20 protein-coding genes are annotated in these 16,918 nt (G+C 44.9%); 13 read left to right on the top strand and 7 right to left on the bottom strand.

All coding sequences use genetic code 11. The features are described from left to right. Positions 1 to 7: 7 nt before the first annotated feature. The 3 genes from F3I09_RS02695 to mraZ all read right to left on the bottom strand — a co-directional run bounded on the left by F3I09_RS02695 (position 8) and on the right by mraZ (position 1,843). Positions 8 to 382: an FtsL-like putative cell division protein gene (locus F3I09_RS02695; protein ID WP_223233111.1), complete on the bottom strand. Its 375-nt coding sequence runs from the start codon at positions 380 to 382 to the stop codon at positions 8 to 10. A 78-nt stretch (positions 383 to 460) separates the two neighbouring features. Beyond that, complete coding sequence (gene rsmH / locus F3I09_RS02690; RefSeq protein WP_149693491.1) at positions 461 to 1,369, bottom strand: 16S rRNA (cytosine(1402)-N(4))-methyltransferase RsmH; 909 nt, start codon at positions 1,367 to 1,369, stop codon at positions 461 to 463. A 6-nt stretch (positions 1,370 to 1,375) separates the two neighbouring features. Beyond that, positions 1,376 to 1,843 carry a division/cell wall cluster transcriptional repressor MraZ gene (gene mraZ / locus F3I09_RS02685; protein ID WP_089828277.1) on the bottom strand — a complete coding sequence of 156 codons (468 nt, stop codon included), beginning with the start codon at positions 1,841 to 1,843 and terminating at the stop codon, positions 1,376 to 1,378. 906 nt (positions 1,844 to 2,749) lie between these two features. On the opposite strand from mraZ, the gene F3I09_RS02680 reads away from it, so the two are divergent. The 9 genes from F3I09_RS02680 (at position 2,750) to F3I09_RS02640 (ending at position 11,500) form a co-directional block, all read left to right on the top strand. Further along, positions 2,750 to 3,700: an outer membrane protein assembly factor BamD gene (locus F3I09_RS02680; protein WP_149693490.1), complete on the top strand. Its 951-nt coding sequence runs from the start codon at positions 2,750 to 2,752 to the stop codon at positions 3,698 to 3,700. 23 nt (positions 3,701 to 3,723) lie between these two features. Continuing rightward, positions 3,724 to 4,065, top strand: a complete 342-nt coding sequence (locus tag F3I09_RS02675) for a DNA-directed RNA polymerase subunit omega (protein ID WP_149693489.1) — start codon at positions 3,724 to 3,726, stop codon at positions 4,063 to 4,065. 80 nt (positions 4,066 to 4,145) lie between these two features. After that, a complete protein-coding gene (locus F3I09_RS02670) occupies positions 4,146 to 5,495 on the top strand; it encodes a phosphopantothenate--cysteine ligase family flavoprotein (RefSeq protein ID WP_149693488.1) in 1,350 nt (449 codons plus the stop codon). Positions 5,496 to 5,525: 30 nt separating this feature from the next. After that, positions 5,526 to 6,491: a DUF4835 family protein gene (locus F3I09_RS02665; protein WP_223233110.1), complete on the top strand. Its 966-nt coding sequence runs from the start codon at positions 5,526 to 5,528 to the stop codon at positions 6,489 to 6,491. Between the two features lie 29 nt (positions 6,492 to 6,520). Next, positions 6,521 to 7,057, top strand: coding sequence for a DUF4296 domain-containing protein (locus F3I09_RS02660; RefSeq protein ID WP_149693486.1), 537 nt, complete (start codon positions 6,521 to 6,523; stop codon positions 7,055 to 7,057). Between the two features lie 30 nt (positions 7,058 to 7,087). Then, positions 7,088 to 7,783 (top strand): CoA transferase subunit A, encoded by a 696-nt coding sequence (locus F3I09_RS02655; RefSeq protein WP_149693485.1) that lies wholly within the window; start codon positions 7,088 to 7,090, stop codon positions 7,781 to 7,783. A 40-nt stretch (positions 7,784 to 7,823) separates the two neighbouring features. Then, positions 7,824 to 8,483: a 3-oxoacid CoA-transferase subunit B gene (locus tag F3I09_RS02650; protein WP_149693484.1), complete on the top strand. Its 660-nt coding sequence runs from the start codon at positions 7,824 to 7,826 to the stop codon at positions 8,481 to 8,483. A gap of 724 nt (positions 8,484 to 9,207) precedes the next feature. After that, the gene (locus F3I09_RS02645; RefSeq protein WP_149693483.1) at positions 9,208 to 10,053 is read left to right on the top strand and encodes an aminotransferase class IV; all 846 of its coding nucleotides are present in this window, start codon (positions 9,208 to 9,210) and stop codon (positions 10,051 to 10,053) included. A 142-nt stretch (positions 10,054 to 10,195) separates the two neighbouring features. Beyond that, on the top strand, positions 10,196 to 11,500 hold the full coding sequence (locus F3I09_RS02640) for a deoxyribodipyrimidine photo-lyase (RefSeq protein ID WP_149693482.1): 1,305 nt from the start codon (positions 10,196 to 10,198) through the stop codon (positions 11,498 to 11,500). Between the two features lie 108 nt (positions 11,501 to 11,608). Here the strand turns inward: F3I09_RS02640 and F3I09_RS02635 are convergent, their stop codons facing one another. After that, positions 11,609 to 12,394, bottom strand: a complete 786-nt coding sequence (locus F3I09_RS02635) for a 1,4-dihydroxy-6-naphthoate synthase (protein ID WP_149693481.1) — start codon at positions 12,392 to 12,394, stop codon at positions 11,609 to 11,611. After that, complete coding sequence (gene mqnB / locus F3I09_RS02630) at positions 12,385 to 13,035, bottom strand: futalosine hydrolase (RefSeq protein WP_149693480.1); 651 nt, start codon at positions 13,033 to 13,035, stop codon at positions 12,385 to 12,387. Before mqnB ends, F3I09_RS02635 begins: the two co-directional genes overlap by 10 nt. A gap of 86 nt (positions 13,036 to 13,121) precedes the next feature. On the opposite strand from mqnB, the gene F3I09_RS02625 reads away from it, so the two are divergent. Next, entirely contained in the window at positions 13,122 to 13,535 is a 414-nt protein-coding gene (locus F3I09_RS02625; RefSeq protein ID WP_149693479.1) for a 6-carboxytetrahydropterin synthase, read from the top strand. 67 nt (positions 13,536 to 13,602) lie between these two features. Next, the gene (folE, locus tag F3I09_RS02620) at positions 13,603 to 14,190 is read left to right on the top strand and encodes a GTP cyclohydrolase I FolE (RefSeq protein WP_149693478.1); all 588 of its coding nucleotides are present in this window, start codon (positions 13,603 to 13,605) and stop codon (positions 14,188 to 14,190) included. Between the two features lie 50 nt (positions 14,191 to 14,240). Here folE and F3I09_RS02615 read toward each other — a convergent pair whose 3' ends face one another. After that, complete coding sequence (locus F3I09_RS02615) at positions 14,241 to 14,675, bottom strand: hypothetical protein (RefSeq protein WP_149693477.1); 435 nt, start codon at positions 14,673 to 14,675, stop codon at positions 14,241 to 14,243. Between the two features lie 228 nt (positions 14,676 to 14,903). On the opposite strand from F3I09_RS02615, the gene fabD reads away from it, so the two are divergent. After that, the gene (fabD, locus tag F3I09_RS02610; protein WP_149693476.1) at positions 14,904 to 15,797 is read left to right on the top strand and encodes an ACP S-malonyltransferase; all 894 of its coding nucleotides are present in this window, start codon (positions 14,904 to 14,906) and stop codon (positions 15,795 to 15,797) included. Positions 15,798 to 15,843: 46 nt separating this feature from the next. On the opposite strand, the gene F3I09_RS02605 is transcribed toward fabD, so the two are convergent. Continuing rightward, entirely contained in the window at positions 15,844 to 16,308 is a 465-nt protein-coding gene (locus F3I09_RS02605; protein ID WP_149693475.1) for a GNAT family N-acetyltransferase, read from the bottom strand. Positions 16,309 to 16,393: 85 nt separating this feature from the next. Between F3I09_RS02605 and F3I09_RS02600 the strand changes: the two genes are divergently transcribed. After that, a complete protein-coding gene (locus tag F3I09_RS02600; protein WP_188133657.1) occupies positions 16,394 to 16,888 on the top strand; it encodes a DinB family protein in 495 nt (164 codons plus the stop codon). Positions 16,889 to 16,918: the final 30 nt, after the last annotated feature.

The raw sequence follows: 16,918 nt of genomic DNA, 5'->3' as shown, positions 1-16,918 counted from the left end.
TAAAAGGTTATTCCTTTTTCTCCAGTTCAATTTTCTGTGGCGGAGAGTTAAGCGGTTTTAGTCCCAGGGGCTCTACTGCTTTGCCTACTTCGCTCATTTTACTGCGGAACATCAATTCACTTTTGACGTTGAGGTACTCCCATTTGAGTTCCTTTATTTCCCTGCCGAGTTTATTGATGCGCCGGATCTTTTTTTCTGCCAGGTGACTGTTGGCGATATATATCAGTGCGAGCACGGACAGGAACCCGATGAACGGCATATTCTGGGTAATGGCTCTGTAGTTAATACGAAGGCGCCATTCCTTCTTATGTTCATGCTGTTCCGGCTGTTCTTCCGGGGTCTCGTCCACGTCTGATATGTATGCTTCTTCGTCCTGCAACACTTTTTATTATTTATGCTACTAAGCCAATGCAGCTTGTTATTGAACAAGTACATTGGCATAGCGGATTCATAATCAATCTTATAATTTTTCGGCTACCCGGAGTTTTGCACTTCGGGACCTCGTATTGCGCTTCAGCTCTTCGGGGCTGGCAGTTACTGGTTTTTTAGTCACTAATCTGAAGAGTTTCGGAGGCGTTTCAAAAGAGAACGTATCATCCTGTACTTCAAATTGTCCCATTTTCATAAAGTTTTTTACCAGTCTGTCTTCCAGCGAGTGGAAAGTGATGATGGCGAGTTTACCGCCTGGTTTCAGCACTTCCGCTGACTGGGTCAAAATATCTTTCAGGGCGCCAAGTTCATCATTGACTGCAATTCGCAGTGCCTGGAACACCTGTGCCAGGTATTTCTGCGGATTGCCTTTTACTATCGGCTGAATTACAGATTTGAATTCACTGATGGTACGCATAGGTCTTGCCTTGCGTTCCTGTACAATGGTCTTTGCGAGGGTACGGGCGTTTGTTACTTCGCCATATTCCTGAAAGATCAGTTGTAGTTCCTTTTCGGTAGATGATTGCAGGAGCCCTGCGGCGGTCTGCGTGGTTCGCTTATCCATCCGCATGTCCAGGTCGCCGTCAAAGCGGGTACTGAATCCTCTTTCTGCGGTATCGAACTGCCAGGAAGAAACTCCCAGGTCAGCGAGAATACCGTCTACCGGGACTGACTTGTATAATTTCAGGAACCGTTGCATATGCCGGAAGTTCTGTTGAACAAAGGTGACCCTGGGGTCATCTATCCGGTTGTTATAAGCATCTTCATCCTGGTCAAATACGATCAGTCTGCCGTTTTCATTTAGTTGTTCCAGGATTGCCCTGGAATGGCCCCCTCCTCCAAAAGTGGCATCTACATATACACCGTCGGGGCGTATCTGCAGGTTTGTAATCACTTCCTGCAGTAACACGGGCAGATGATATGCTGAACCTTCTTCCATACTCGGTTAAATCGAAATATTATTATCTCCGCCTCCCATTACTTGTTGGGCCAGGTCACTAAATGATCCTGGTGAGAAATTTTCAAAGAACTCCTGGTATTTACCTTTATCCCAGATCTCTATCTTATTGGTTGCCGCAGCCAGCACAATGTCTTTTTCAAGTGAGGCGTACGACATCAGGTTTTTTGGTACTAATAATCTCCCTGCACTGTCCAGTTCACATATGGTAGCTCCATTCAGAAAATAGCGGCGGAATTCCCTAACTTTCGGATCGAAGTCGTTCAGTTTACTGATACGCTCGAAAATTGGCTGCCATTCATTCATGGGATACAAAGACAAGCATTTTTCAAACCCGCGGTTAAGCACAAACTGCTCCCCTGCGCTCTCTGCCAGCTGCTTTTTAAAGCCAGCGGGTAGTAGAAAGCGCCCTTTTGCATCCAGCGTAGCCTCATATTCACCGAGAAAGCCTGTCATACTTGGGGGGCGAAAGTCCTTGAAAAACACTTTTCTAACACAAAATAACACTTTTTCCCACTCTCTAACGAAAAAATGAAATATAAATTTTTTCCACAGCGGTTTTTTGCCTATAATATTGAGTCGTGTGAGTTTTATTGTGCAATCGGTGTGAATTGGTGTGAATATCATGTTAATAATATGTTTATAAGTGTGTATTTCTTGTTTATAACCCGGGTGAGCAAATTAGTCTTCACGCTCTCTGTAGAATTTTATCATCCCTTTGTCTCACAATAAGTAGCTCATTTTCAGTATGATATGGCGGTCGGCGCCTCTCTGGAAGACTATTGAACGTCGTCAATCGAATCGGATTTTGGAATATAGATTGAACGCATCAGTCGTGTCACCGGAGCGCCGAAGGCCCGCCATTCCCATCTGAAACTGCTGCTACTTATGCTCTCCCTCTTATGCTCTCCTGTGGCTGATTATCAATGGTTTTTTGGTCCGCTTTGCCAACTCTTAATACGGCTTTACCATGCCTTTACCATGCCTTTGCCATGCCTTTGAGGTGGACTTAAACGTATCTTAGGTTTGCCGCAAACCAGGCATATATCTGATGTACGGGTGGACCTGAACATGCTTTATACCCAACGCATGGGGGGACCTGAACAGAATGGATTGCATCTGGAAGCCTGTTTTTGGGTTTCCGTGGTAAAAAGTGGTGAAAAGAGATTTTCGTGGTAAAAAGTGGGGGAATATGATCCCGGTGGTAAAAAGTGGTGGGACTTTTTTCACTAACGGTTCCCGTTGCGATGGATAGGGGAAGGCAAGTAGTCGTTTTGCCGGCCCCGGCTTTTACAAAATTTTAACAGCTTCGATTCCCTCCCTATCTTACATTTACATTTAATTCTTAACTTTGCCCTCTTTATGCGGAAAATAGTTTTATACATCAGTCTCTTTGTGGCAGCAACAGCTTCTGTATCATGTAATACGGAGCTGCGCAGAATTGAAAAAAGCAAGGACTACGAAGCCAAGCTGGCATATGCTGACAAGCTGTATGCTAAAAAGAAGTATACTTCAGCCCAGGCTTTATATGAGTCTTTGTTCCAGGTATATAAAGGAACTGATAAGTATGAACCTATTTATTATAATTACTGCTACTGCTCTTATAAGATGAGGGACTATGTACAGGCCGGGTTCTATTTCAAGAACTACCTGGATAACTTCCCGAACAGCCCGAGAGCAACTGAGATGGACTATATGCAGGCCTACTGCTATTATAAACAGTCCCCGAAGGTGCAGCTGGACCAGACCAATACCCAGAAAGCTATTGCTGCCATGCAGACCTTCATCAACAACTATCCCACTTCCGATAAAGTACCTGAGGCTAATCTCGTGATCGAGCTGTCCCGCAGGAAGCTGGAAAAGAAAGAATACAACAACTCAGAGTTATACTATAACTTAGGATATTATAAGGCAGCTGCCATCTCTTTCAAAAGCCTGATGCGCAACTATCCGGATTCTGACAAGAGCGATGAGTATAAGTATATGGCTATCAAGGCATATTATCAATATGCCAAAAATAGTATCTGGGAAAAGCAAAAGGAACGCTACGACGACGTAGTCTCTGAATACCTGGATTTTGCGGATCATTATCCGAAGAGCAAACTGAAGGGAGATGCCGAGAAATATTATACCTTAGCACAAGGCAATATCAAAACGATCGAAAGTTATAGCAACGTAAAGCCTGAGCGTTTAAAGAAAGAAGCCAAAAAAGCTGAAAAAGCAGCTAATAAAGCTGAAAAGGCTGACAAAACGGAAAAATCAGAGAACTCAAAGAAATCTGAAAAAGCCGATACCGAAACTAAAAACAATTAATAAACACAATAATTCCCTGGAGAATGAGCAAAATAAAAAGAGGTCTCACCAGTAGCATCAATCCGATGGTAGAAACTAAAAATACTACCGAGATTAAGGGCAAAACTGGTAACCTGTATGAATCTATTGCAGTGATCGCGAAACGCGCCAACCAGATCAACATATCTGTGAAGGAAGAACTGCACTCCAAGCTGGAAGAATTTGCCAGCCACACAGACAACCTGGAGGAAGTGCATGAGAACAAAGAGCAGATTGAGATCTCCCGTTTCTATGAGAGGATGGCGAATCCGGCTATCCAGGCTACACAGGAATTCCTGGAAGATAAGATCTACTTCCGCAGGAACGACGACGACTTGTATAGTTAAGTAGTTTGACTGAAAAATATCTAACTTCATGGCGGCAGGAACATATTTCTGCCGCCTTTTTGTTTAATAGCCAATAGGTCATGCTTCAAGGAAAGAAAATATTACTGGGTGTATCCGGCAGCATCGCTGCCTATAAGGCAGCGACGCTTGTAAGGTTGCTGGTAAAAGAAGGTGCAGACGTGAAAGTGGTCATGACCCCATCTGCCTGCGATTTTATTACTCCACTGACCCTGGCTACCTTATCCAAACATGAAGTGCCGGTAACCATCAGCGATAACCAGAGCTGGAATAACCATGTTATGCTGGGGCGCTGGGCGGATGTGATGCTGATAGCACCGGCTTCTGCCAATACCCTCTCCAAAATGGCTAATGGCGCCTGCGATAACCTGCTGATGGCAACCTATCTGTCTGCTACCTGCCCGGTGCTTTTTGCGCCGGCTATGGACGAGGATATGTGGCACCATCCCGCAACACGGAACAATATCAGTAAATTACTCTCTTACGGGCATCAACAGATACCGGTAGAAAAAGGAGAGCTGGCCAGTGGCCTGTTCGGAGAAGGCCGTATGGCAGAACCGGAAAATATTGTGAAATACCTGGAAGGGCATTTCAGTACCAGACAATCCCTGCATAAGCCGGAAGAGACAAAGGATGTTGCCGGTCTGACCGGGCAACCTGTGCTTACAGAACAGTCAGGTGCCGATCGGGCAGCACAGCACATTGATCAGCAACAGTTTACCTTTACGGGCCTGCCCCTCAAAGGAAAAAAAGCGCTGGTAACTGCTGGTCCCACGCAAGAACCGTTGGATCCTGTACGTTATATCAGTAACCATTCCAGCGGAAAGATGGGGATTGCCATTGCAGATGCATTGGCGGCTGCCGGCGCTGAGGTGACCCTGGTACTGGGACCAACAGGCCTGTCGGCGGTTAATCCAACCATCAGTACCATCCGGGTAGTTACTGCGGAAGAGATGTTCAATAGCAGCGCTGCACATTTCGCCCAGGCTGATGTAATTGTAATGGCGGCAGCAGTGGCGGATTACCGTCCCAAACATGTGGCAGATATTAAGATGAAGAAAGGAGAGGGAGATGCCCTGACGCTGGAACTGGAAAAAACGAAAGATATCCTGCGTACCCTTGGCGCTACCCGTACTGATAAGCAGGTACTGGTTGGATTTTCACTGGAGACGAATAACGAAAGGGAATATGCATTGAAGAAACTCCGTGAAAAACACCTGGACCTTGTTGTAATGAATTCCCTGAATGACAAAGGCGCCGGCTTTAATCACGATACCAACAAGGTAACTTTGTTCGACAAGAAAGGCGATGCAAGGGACCTGCCACTGAAATCGAAACTGGAGGTGGCGCAGGATATAGTAGCTGCTATTGTGGATATTGTTCACCTTAACAGCGCTCCCCTGGTAGTCTAAACACATGCTCTATATAATAGAATGATCACAATGGCAACTAACGCTCACTTATGGTATGCAAAACACAGAACCTGGTGTTTTGCACTCATCATGTCAATAGCAGGAACTTTGCTGGCCCTGATACCTGCAGAGGCACAGGAGCTCCGCGCAAATGTTACTGTCACTACCGGCAGGCTGGTAAATAATAATACCAGCAGGAAGGTATTTACCACCCTGCAGAATTCCATCAGGGAATTTCTGAATGGCCGCAGATGGACAGACGAAGCGTATACGCCTGCAGAACGTATAGAGAGTAACTTCCTGCTCAATATTACCGAAGACCTGGGTAATAATACTTTCAAGGCCACTTTGACAATACAGGCTACCCGACCCGTATACAATGCCGGATACGTGAGCAGTCTCCTGAACACACAGGATGTGAATGTCGTGTTCCGTTACGTGGAATTTCAGCCACTGGAATTCAGTGATAACCGTGTAGTGGGAAATGATCCGCTGGCGTCCAACCTGACAGCTATCCTGGCCTATTATACCTATATTATTCTCGGACTGGACGCAGATTCTTTTGCTGCCAGGGGAGGAGACGATTTTTATAAGAAAGCGCTGAATATAGTGAGCAATGCGCCTGACGGAAAAGATATCGCCGGATGGAAACCTTTTGAAGGCAACCGTAACCGCTACTGGCTGCAGGACAATCTGCTGAATGTAAAATTCGCCCGGTTTCATGATGTGATGTACCAATATCACCGGCAGGGACTGGATGTGATGTATGAGGACATGAACAAGGGGCGTAATGCGGTGATGAATTGCCTGAATATGATGTATGCCATATACCAGGATATACCCAATTCTATGCTGATGTCGACGTTCTTTACCGCCAAAGCGGATGAATTGCAGAAGATCTTCGCGAAATCACCTCCGCAGGAAAGATCACGTGCGGCACAGTTACTTGCCACAATGGACGTCACCAATGCTGCGAAATATCAGCAGATGAAATAGCTTTGCATTCTGAAGAAGGAAAATCATTTATGTATAGAATTATAGCAGTTTGCCTGATGCTGTTGACAATGGCGTGTGGGGAGGCGGATAAAGTACCGAAAGACGTCCTGTCAAAAGAAAAAATGCGCGATGTGCTGCTGGATATGAATCTGGCGGATGCATACAGTGGCATGTCGGATAATGACCAGTCCAACCTGATCGTCCAGGACTCCGTGCGCAAGCAAAGGGCGAAGATGTATTACCGCCAGATCCTGGACCTGCATAAACTGACTCCCGCAGCGTTTAGACACAGCTACGCCTATTATGAGGCGCACCCCAACAAGTTCAAAGAAGTATATGATATGATGTTCTCATCTATCACGAACGATAAGAACATGCTGGACCTGAATGTGAAACGGCAGGAATATGTTACAAACCGCCGTTCTCTTTTGCCGGTTAATAATAATAGCCTAATTTCAGGCGAACAGGATACATTAATTCCATTTGTTAAGAAAAATAAGAGAGGCATCAATTTCGACCATCTGCCACCAAAGCCCAGGCTCAAAATGGCCAAACCGGGGAGCTGAAGCCTTCCTCTTTAAAAACATCACCAAAACATGAATAAAGTTGTAGCTAATGCTGATGAAGCATTGCATGACATCCGTGACGGCGCTACCCTGATGCTGGGCGGATTTGGTTTGTGCGGCATCCCCGAAAACAGTATTGCCGCCTTAGTACGTAAGGGTATTCAACAGTTAACCTGTATTTCCAATAATGCCGGTGTGGACGATTTTGGCCTCGGACTGCTGCTGAAAACCCGGCAGATCAAAAAGATGCTTTCGTCTTACGTGGGAGAGAACGCTGAATTTGAACGTCAGCTGCTCTCCGGCGAACTGGAGGTGGAACTGATCCCCCAGGGCACCCTGGCTACCCGTATCCAGATGGCGGGTATGGGAATTCCCGCTTTCTTCACCCCTGCCGGTTATGGTACCGAGATCGCTACGGGAAAAGAGTCGCGTGAGTTCAATGGCAAACAGTATCTCATGGAACTGGCCCTGCATGCTGATTTTTCTATCGTTAAAGCCTGGAAAGGGGATACAATGGGCAACCTGGTATTCCGGAAAACCACCCGCAATTTCAGTACCTCTATGGCCAAAGCCGGCAATGTCACTATTGCCGAAGTAGAACACCTGGTACAACCGGGAGAACTGGACCCCGACCAGATCCATGTACCGGGTATTTATGTACATCGTGTCTTCCAGGGAAATAATTATGAGAAACGTATAGAGCGGAAAACCGTAAAAATGGGTTGATCCCTCACTGTTTACTGCAACCTCAAATCTGAAAATCATTATGTCTTTAGATAAATACAGCATAGCCAAAAGAATAGCACAGGAACTGCGCGACGGTATGTATGTGAACCTGGGTATTGGTATCCCAACCCTGGTCGCCAATTTCGTACCTTCTGGTATCTCTATCATGTTACAGTCTGAAAACGGATTGCTGGGCATGGGCCCTTATCCCGATGAGCAGGAGATAGATGCAGACCTGATCAATGCCGGTAAGGAAACGGTCACTGTACTGCCGGGAGGCGCTTTTTTTGACTCTGCAGAGAGCTTTGGCATGATCAGGGCAGGAAAGGTGGATCTTACCGTATTGGGCGCCATGGAAGTATCTGACGCAGGGGATATCGCCAACTGGAAAATACCTGGTAAAATGGTAAAAGGAATGGGAGGAGCGATGGACCTGGTAGCATCCGCAAAAAATATTATCGTGGCGATGATGCATACAAATCCCAAAGGGGAGAGCAAATTGCTACCAACGTGTACCTTACCTCTGACAGGAGTATCATGTGTGAAAAAAGTGGTAACCGAGCTGGCGGTAATGGATATCACTCCCGAAGGCTTCCTTTTACTGGAAAGGGCTCCCGGTGTAAGTGTGGAGGAGATCATTGCCAAAACAGCAGGACGGCTGATAGTCAAGGGAGATATACCGGAAATGAAGCTGAATTAAGCATCTGGATCAGGAATTGAAATGCCGCGATAACTCTTCGTGTTGAATTCTCAATTCCTAATTTTTTATTTTTTCATAAGTATTATCCCTCATATTTGCAATACCCTTAACTTGCTATTGTATAATAAAACAAAATCAGCATCTTTGCTATGTCAATTACTGTTAGCGATTAGTATAGCAGTAGCGTATGTGAACGGCATTCGAAAGCAAATCAGATAAGAGAAGTCAATATTTCCTGAGGGAACAACCAAAACTTTAAATCGTACAATGTAACGCGCATTGTGGAAATTGTCGTGAACGTTCAGAGAATCAAGCAACACTATGAAATTAAGACCACGTATGTATCTATCCTGAATGGAGCAGAATACTGAATGATTACAAGTACCGAATGGTATATGTTGGAATTTAATTCCTGTCATGTGATTGTTCGAAATGTCCTATTTATCTTATACTTTTTTTTGAATTATGAAAGAATACTGTACCACACCTGGTGGATTGCAAGCCTGTGCCAGGGTTTGTGCGTAGTCGCGCCTGAGGATTTCCGTATCATCAGCAGTTTCCAATATTGGGTTGTCAGGTATTACAGGTGTTCATCCCTGCCTAAGCCGGGAAGAACCCCTGTCCTATGTGAAAAAAGACGGTTATCCGGCATCAGGCCGGGTAACCGCTACCCATTTTTACCCCATTAATTTTCCGTAACTTAACAGTCCAATTAAAAGTTAAAGTGTTCGAAGTGCAATCGGGTTCTTTATGTTATAATGGTAAGTTTATTGCGGCGTCCGAGCCTATACTAACGGCCGATAACCGTTCCTTCCGTTATGGAGATGGTTGTTTTGAAACCATGCGGGTGTACCAGGGACGGATCCTGCTGGCTGATCTGCACTTTGAGCGGCTGATGTCCAGCATGAACCTCCTTCATTTTGATGTTCCCCAGCAATTTACAAAGGCATATTTTACCAGGCTCATAACAGAGCTTTGCAGCCGGAATGGTCATGAGCGGCTGGCAAGGGTAAGGCTGACCGTTTTCAGGTCGGACGGAGGCTTATATGACCCGATAAATAACCTGCCGAATTTCATTATCCAGAGCTGGGAACTGAACCGGCAGACATTGGAGTTAAATGTGACCGGACTGAGGCTGGATATTTTCCCCGATGTAAGAAAACCGAGCGATAAATATTCCTATATAAAGTCGAATAATTGCCTGCCATATGTTATGGCCGCTATGTATGCAAAACAACACCGCATTAATGAAGCAGTATTGCTGAACCCCTGCGGAAGAGTGGCAGACACTACTATCGCCAATCTTTTTATAGTGCAGGGGCGGGAGATTATCACACCTCCATTATCTGAAGGAGGAGTGTGCGGAGTGATGCGTAAGAATCTGCTACGTATGGAAATGCCATTCGCTGTTAGCGAGAAACCTATAACAGTAGCAGATCTTGAGACGGCAGATGAAATATTTCTCACCAATGCCGTTACCGGTATCCGCTGGGTAGGTGCATTCCGCGATAGCAGTTATGGAAATGCCACTGCGGTTATTCTACATGAACTCATCCACGAAGGATTATAGATAAAAATATACCATTAATTATTTAGTGATATATACTGAACCTGCACGGCAGTGGCATATTTTTAGTGGCACTTTCTTTGTTTTATCCGGTTTATCTTGTACCTGCGATTGTTTATTTGAGAATGCAAAACTAACCACTCTTATGCCTCCAACTATAAATTTATGCTGGTTGCGACGTGATTTACGTTTGCTTGACCACGCAGCTTTATACTACGCTTTGAAGTCAACAAATCCTGTTGTCCCTGTCTTTGTGTTCGACACAAACATTCTGAATGATCTTGAAGACAAGCATGACAGACGCGTCACGTTTCTTCATGACACATTGAATGATCTGCAGGTAAAACTCAGTAAGCTGGGCAGTACACTGGATGTTTTTTATGGTACTCCGCAGGAAGCGTTCGAACACTGGACCACACAGTATGATGTACAGGAAGTGTTCACCAACATCGACTACGAGCCTTATGCAGTAAAACGGGACGCAGATATTGCGAAGCGGCTGAAGTTGAAGGGAATTGCCTTTCATCAGTACAAAGACCAGGTTATCTTTGACCGTGATGAAGTTTTGAAAGATAACGGAGAACCATATACGGTATTTACACCTTATAGTAAAAAATGGAAAACCTTACTGGATGATTATTCTTTACAAGCATATCCTACAGAAACATATTTCAGGAATTTCTTCAAACAGAAAGCTAAAAAGGTACCGAGCCTGCGTGCTATCGGATTCCTTGCCGGAGATAGGGGATTCCCCTCCATGAGAGTAAAGGACAGCGTGATAAAGAACTATGATAAAACACGCGATCTGCCGGGTATTGAAGGTACTACACATATTGGATTACATCTGCGTTTTGGCACGATGAGCATACGTGAAATAGCAGAACGTGCTAATCAGTTAAACGAGACATTTCTTGGGGAACTGATATGGCGTGATTTCTTTCAGATGATACTGTGGCATTTTCCGCATGTTGTAGAACATTCTTTCCGTCGTGAATATGATAACATACAATGGCGGAATAATGAAAAAGAATTTCAGCAATGGTGTGACGGACAAACCGGTTATCCTATTGTAGATGCAGGCATGCGTGAACTGAATACGACAGGTTTTATGCATAACCGTGTACGTATGATCACTGCAAGTTTTCTTACGAAACATCTGTTGATAGACTGGCGTTGGGGAGAAGCTTATTTCGCTAAGAAATTACTCGATTATGATCTGGCAGCAAACAATGGTAACTGGCAATGGGCGGCAGGTTGTGGTTGTGATGCAGCGCCTTATTTCAGGGTGTTTAATCCGACGCTGCAAACGCAACGTTTTGATCCTTCTTTTGAATATATCAGAAAATGGGTGCCTGAATTTGAAGAACTGACTTATGTAAAACCAATGGTTGTGCATGAGCAGGCGCGCAAAAGGGTACTGGAAGTTTATAAAGCCGCATTAGCTTCTTAGGTCATCGCAATAAATAGAAGCGGGGGAACAATACGATCATTAAGACATAAGCAGCCCACAGACAATTACAAGTCATCTGTGGGCTGTTTTTATTATACCTGCTAATGTTTACCCATATACGGACATCAGTCTGTCAACCGCCGCTTTACCCGCTTCACCGAGGCCAAGGCTGAAATCATTTACATACAGATCGATATGCTGACGCATCACTGCTTCATCCATTTCCTGCGCATGATCAGTTACATAGGATGATAATGCAGGATAATGTTTGTAGGAATATTGCAGACTGTCATGTATCAGCTGATCTACCTGTTGTTTGATATGATCAGGAATATCTTTCCGGATAAAGATACCTCCTAAGGGAATTGGGCTACCGGTGGTGTTTTCCCAGTATTCACCAAGATCAATAATTTTCACAAGACCTTTCTGCTGATAAGTGAACCTGTTTTCATGAATGATCACACCTGCATCTACTCTACCGTCCAGTACTGCATTTTCAATATCAGAGAATATCAGTACTTCTTTTTGTTTAGCTTCCGGAAATGCAATAGAGAAGAGTAAATTAGCTGTTGTATTTTCCCCCGGGATAGCAATTTTACAATCCTTAATCTTTTCCTGCGGGATATCTTTTTTTGCTATGAGCAGTGGTCCGCAGCCTCTGCCTAAAGCGCTGCCACTGTTAAGCAGTTCGTATTTATCTTTCACTTTCTGGTATACGCCAAAACTCAGTTTGGTAACAGCCAGTTTGCCCTGCATAGCCCACTTGTTCAGTGTTTCAACATCTTCAAGCTGTGTGTTGAATGTGAGGCCCTTTGTATCGATCTTGTTATTCACCATAGCGTCAAAAATGAATGTATCATTCGGGCATGGTGAGAATCCTAATGTTAGTTCCATCGTTCAAAATATTTAATCAATGTATCATTCAATTCTTTAATAGCCAGCTGGATCTTCCATTTGCTTTTATCTCTTACCTCCACGTAGTTGGAGATACTCCGCAATTGCAGGAAGGGAATCTTTTCCAGCAGGCAGGCGTAATGAAAAGCCGCGCCTTCCATACTTTCAACTTCCGGCTTATACTTATCCAGCAGCAGCTGACGGGTGCGCTCGCTACCGCTGACGGTATTGATAGTCACACCTGAAGCAATCGGAAGCTCCGGCAGGTGGGGGATATCTTTCAGCGGATTAATAAGCTGCCTGTTAGTGAAGGGAGGCTGATCCGGTTGCCATAACTGTATGTCAAACAGGTCTTTATAGGCCTGGTCATCTTCAACGCCCAGATCGCCTAACTGTTCTTTGTCGATGATCACTACTTTTCCCATTTCCCAGGAATGATCAAAACAGCCGGCAATGCCGGCCTGAATGGCAAAATCCGGTCGGGATGAGGCGAACTGCCTGCCCAGTTGGTAAGCGGTATGCATCATGCCGATGCCGCCTATCAGGGTGGTTACCTGGCAATTCCGGTAATTCTTCCCGGCCAGATGGTCCATAAAAGGCTGGATTTCAAAGGTAGTAGCTGCGGTAACCAAAATTTTCATGATGCAAAGGTAGGCGCTTTTGGTTTTTGTGTAACGATCGGTTCTGATCGAATTATTGTATTTTTGCGGAAAATATAGAGTAAATAATGATCTATTTAACGCGTGTGGAGAACTTCAATGCGGCGCATAAGTTATCCAATCCCGCTTGGAGTAAGGAAAAGAACGAGGAAGTGTTTGGTAAATGTGCTAACGAAAACTGGCACGGTCATAATTACGAATTACACGTCACAGTAAAGGGAACGCCAGATCCGGAAACCGGATTTGTATTTAATGCCAAGACACTCGGCGTACTTATCAAGGATTATATTGTGGAAAAGGTAGACCACAGGAATCTGAACGTGGATGTTGATTTCATGGCCGGCATATTTACTTCTGCTGAAAATCTCGCTATAGGCATCTGGGACCAACTGACGCCTCATCTGCCCGCCGGAGTAGAATTACATTGTATTAAGCTGTATGAGACGCCTCGTATCTATGTAGAATACTTTGGTGGCAAATAAGCTATAACATATCCCATACCACGGATATTCAGGAATTGCCGATTATTAGACTAAGTTAATTATAGTAATGGCTTACAATAAGATAGAAACGTATGATGAAAAGATAACGAATGAGCTTATTCATCATTACAAGAGCAGCATAGAGTTATTAGGAGAAGACGTTGAGAGAGAGGGACTATTGAAGACACCGGAACGTGTGGCCAAAGCAATGCAATTCCTCACTGAAGGTTACCAGATGGATGCGAAAGCTATCCTGGAAGGAGCCAGGTTTACAGAAGCATATAGTGAAATGGTGATCGTAAAGGACATTGAGTTGTACTCCCTGTGCGAACACCATATGTTACCATTTTTCGGCAAGGCGCATATTGCCTATATTCCTAATGGGTATATTACCGGTCTGAGCAAGCTGGCCCGTGTAGTGGATGTGTACGCGCGCAGACTACAGGTACAGGAACGTATGACCCATCAGATCCTTGATGCTATCCAGGAGACGCTGCAGCCGCTGGGAGTGGGAGTGGTAATAGAAGCGCAGCATTTGTGTATGATGATGCGTGGTGTGCAGAAGCAGAATTCAGTGACGACAACGTCTGCGTTTTCAGGTCAGTTTGAAGATGGCAGGACGAGGAATGAGTTTATGCGTTTGATCACGAAATAAGTTCGACAAAAAGATATGAACCGTCTGGCGTTGTCAGGCGGTTTTTTTATTTACCTCAACACATTCACGGCTATATTATATACACGCTGACAATAATCGCTATCCTCAATTACAGCCGGCAATACCAGCGTATAACTCCAGGTATCCCTCAATATCAACACTGAAGAATAAGGATCGATCGCCTCTTCTACATCATCTTCTATCTTCGTTGTGATCTCAACATTATATTCCAGCCTGTGAACCCTTTTGGCAATTATTACAAAACAACCTTCCCCACGCTCATTTATAGCATACCCGTTTTCACGATATTCCTGAAATGTTTTTTTGTCTTTTGCCAGCACATACTCATACACCTCTTCTTCAACAACTTCCACTTCTTCCACAATGAGGTGTACGTCCCTCGTTTTGAGGTCCTCAATAAAAGCCGGGAAGAATTCACTGAACTCTTTGTTTGAAATTATCGTGTAATCATTTCCTGTTATCATTGCAGTATGTATTTTAACCCCTGTTAAAGAATTACCTGGTGTTCTACTGAACGGATCGAAATGCTACATGGAGAAAAGGTTAATGCAAGTTAAACAACCGCAGCTATAATCCCGCCTTTTTTAAGTGGGATTTTGATATATCACAAAGAGTATGAATATTTGCAATCCAGTTACCAAGATATATGCAGAAATATTAATGCATGTGTCAGGTAGCGTAAACCAAATCAGATGAAACACGCTTACGTTTTTCCAGGACAGGGTTCTCAGTTCCCGGGTATGGGCAAGAATCTGTACGATAGCAATCCTAAAGCAAAAGAGCTTTTCGAGAAAGCCAACGAAATTTTGGGCTTCCGTATATCAGACATTATGTTTTCCGGTACTGAGGAAGACCTGAAACAAACCAAGGTGACGCAACCGGCAGTGTTCCTGCATAGCGTGATCGCTTTCCTGTGTGCTGAGCCTGCGGCAAAACCAGACATGGTAGCTGGACATTCTCTGGGTGAATTTTCGGCGCTGGTGGCCAATGGTACACTGACATTCGAAGACGCATTACGCCTGGTATTCATACGCGCTACAGCTATGCAGAAGGCCTGTGAGCTGCAGCCATCTACAATGGCAGCTGTGCTGGCGCTGGACGATGCAAAAGTGGAGGAGATTTGTGCTGCTGTAAGTGCAGAAACAGGGGAGGTAGTAGTACCTGCCAACTTCAACTGCCCTGGCCAGCTGGTGATTTCCGGTTCCATCAAAGGTATTGATATAGCCTGTGAAAGAATGAAAGCGGCGGGTGCCAAAAGAGCCCTGGTACTGCCTGTAGGTGGTGCGTTCCATTCTCCGTTGATGGCGCCTGCCAAAGAAGAGCTGAAGGCGGCTATTGAGAAAACAACTTTCAGCACACCGTCCTGCCCGGTATATCAGAACGTGGTGGCTAAAGCTGTCAGCACTCCGGCAGAGATCAAGCAAAACCTGATCGATCAGCTGACTGGCGCGGTACGCTGGACACAGTCCGTACAGGCTATGGTAGCCGACGGTGCAACTACATTTACAGAAGTAGGCCCTGGCAAGGTATTGCAGGGGCTGATCGTGAAGATACAGAAAGATGCCGTGGTGAACGGAATCAGCTAATTTGAAAGAGGGATCAGGACGTAACTCCTGATCCCTCTCTCTTTATTTAAAAGTCAATGCTGGCATTCCACCACTCCGGGTCGAAATTGGCGTTTAGTTTCTTGTAGAAGTTGATAGCAGGTTCATTCCATTCCAGTACCTGCCAGTTCATGCCTTTCAGCTTCTTTTCCCTTACTTCCTCGAATAATCTTTCAAACAACATATTACCTATACGTCTGCCTCTGAAACGCTCTGTTACGATCAGATCTTCCAGGTATAATCTGCATCCTTTCCAGGTAGAATAACGGATATAATAAAGCGCAAAACCAACAATTGTTTCTTTCCCGTCTTCCGTATGGGTGGCCGCAAATGCTTTCCAGACAGGGTTTTTACCGAAGCCTGCATCCTCAAACTCCTGAAGTGTTACGGTCACCGCCTCGGGTGCTTTTTCGTATTCTGCCAGCTCCTGTATCAGCTCCATTATTCTCGGACAATCTTCTTTTCGTACGTCCCTTATAGTAATTTTTTCCATGTTCCTTCAGGATTATTTACCTGCACATGCTGGCAGGTGCGATAATTTTGGTATTTTGGTGAAGATAGTAACTAAAATTATATCCATGAAGGATATCCTGCTCAGCTATGCAGCTTATAACCTTTGGGCTAACAATAGGATAGCGGATGTATTGAAAAAGTTGCCGGATACACAGCTGGACCAGGAAACGGGCAGCAGCTTTGGAAGTTTACGCAAGACGGCATACCACATGTGGGATGCGGAAAGCTTGTGGTACCAGCGTTTACACCTGGTCGAACAGGCAGTCCGGCCCTCCACTGGTTTCGAAGGCACGTTTGCGGAAGCGTGCGCCCGTTGGCAGCAACAGTCACAGTTGCTGGCAGACTGGGTAAAACAGGTGCAGCCTGTCAGGCTACAGCATGTGGTGGCTTATTACGATACCCGGAAACAATATTGTAAATCAACCGTTATAGAAATACTGATGCAGGTATTTAATCATGCCACGTATCATCGCGGTCAGCTGGTAACTATGTTGCGGCAGGCCGGTATTTCAAAAATTCCCGTTACTGATTTCAGCGAGTTCGCAAGAAGCAGAAAATAGTAGCATCTTTGCAGCTGGTCAGCACAAGGC

Source organism: Chitinophaga sp. CF418 (assembly GCF_900142925.1).
GTDB lineage: Bacteria > Bacteroidota > Bacteroidia > Chitinophagales > Chitinophagaceae > Chitinophaga.
This window is presented reverse-complemented; position numbering and strand designations above follow the sequence as displayed.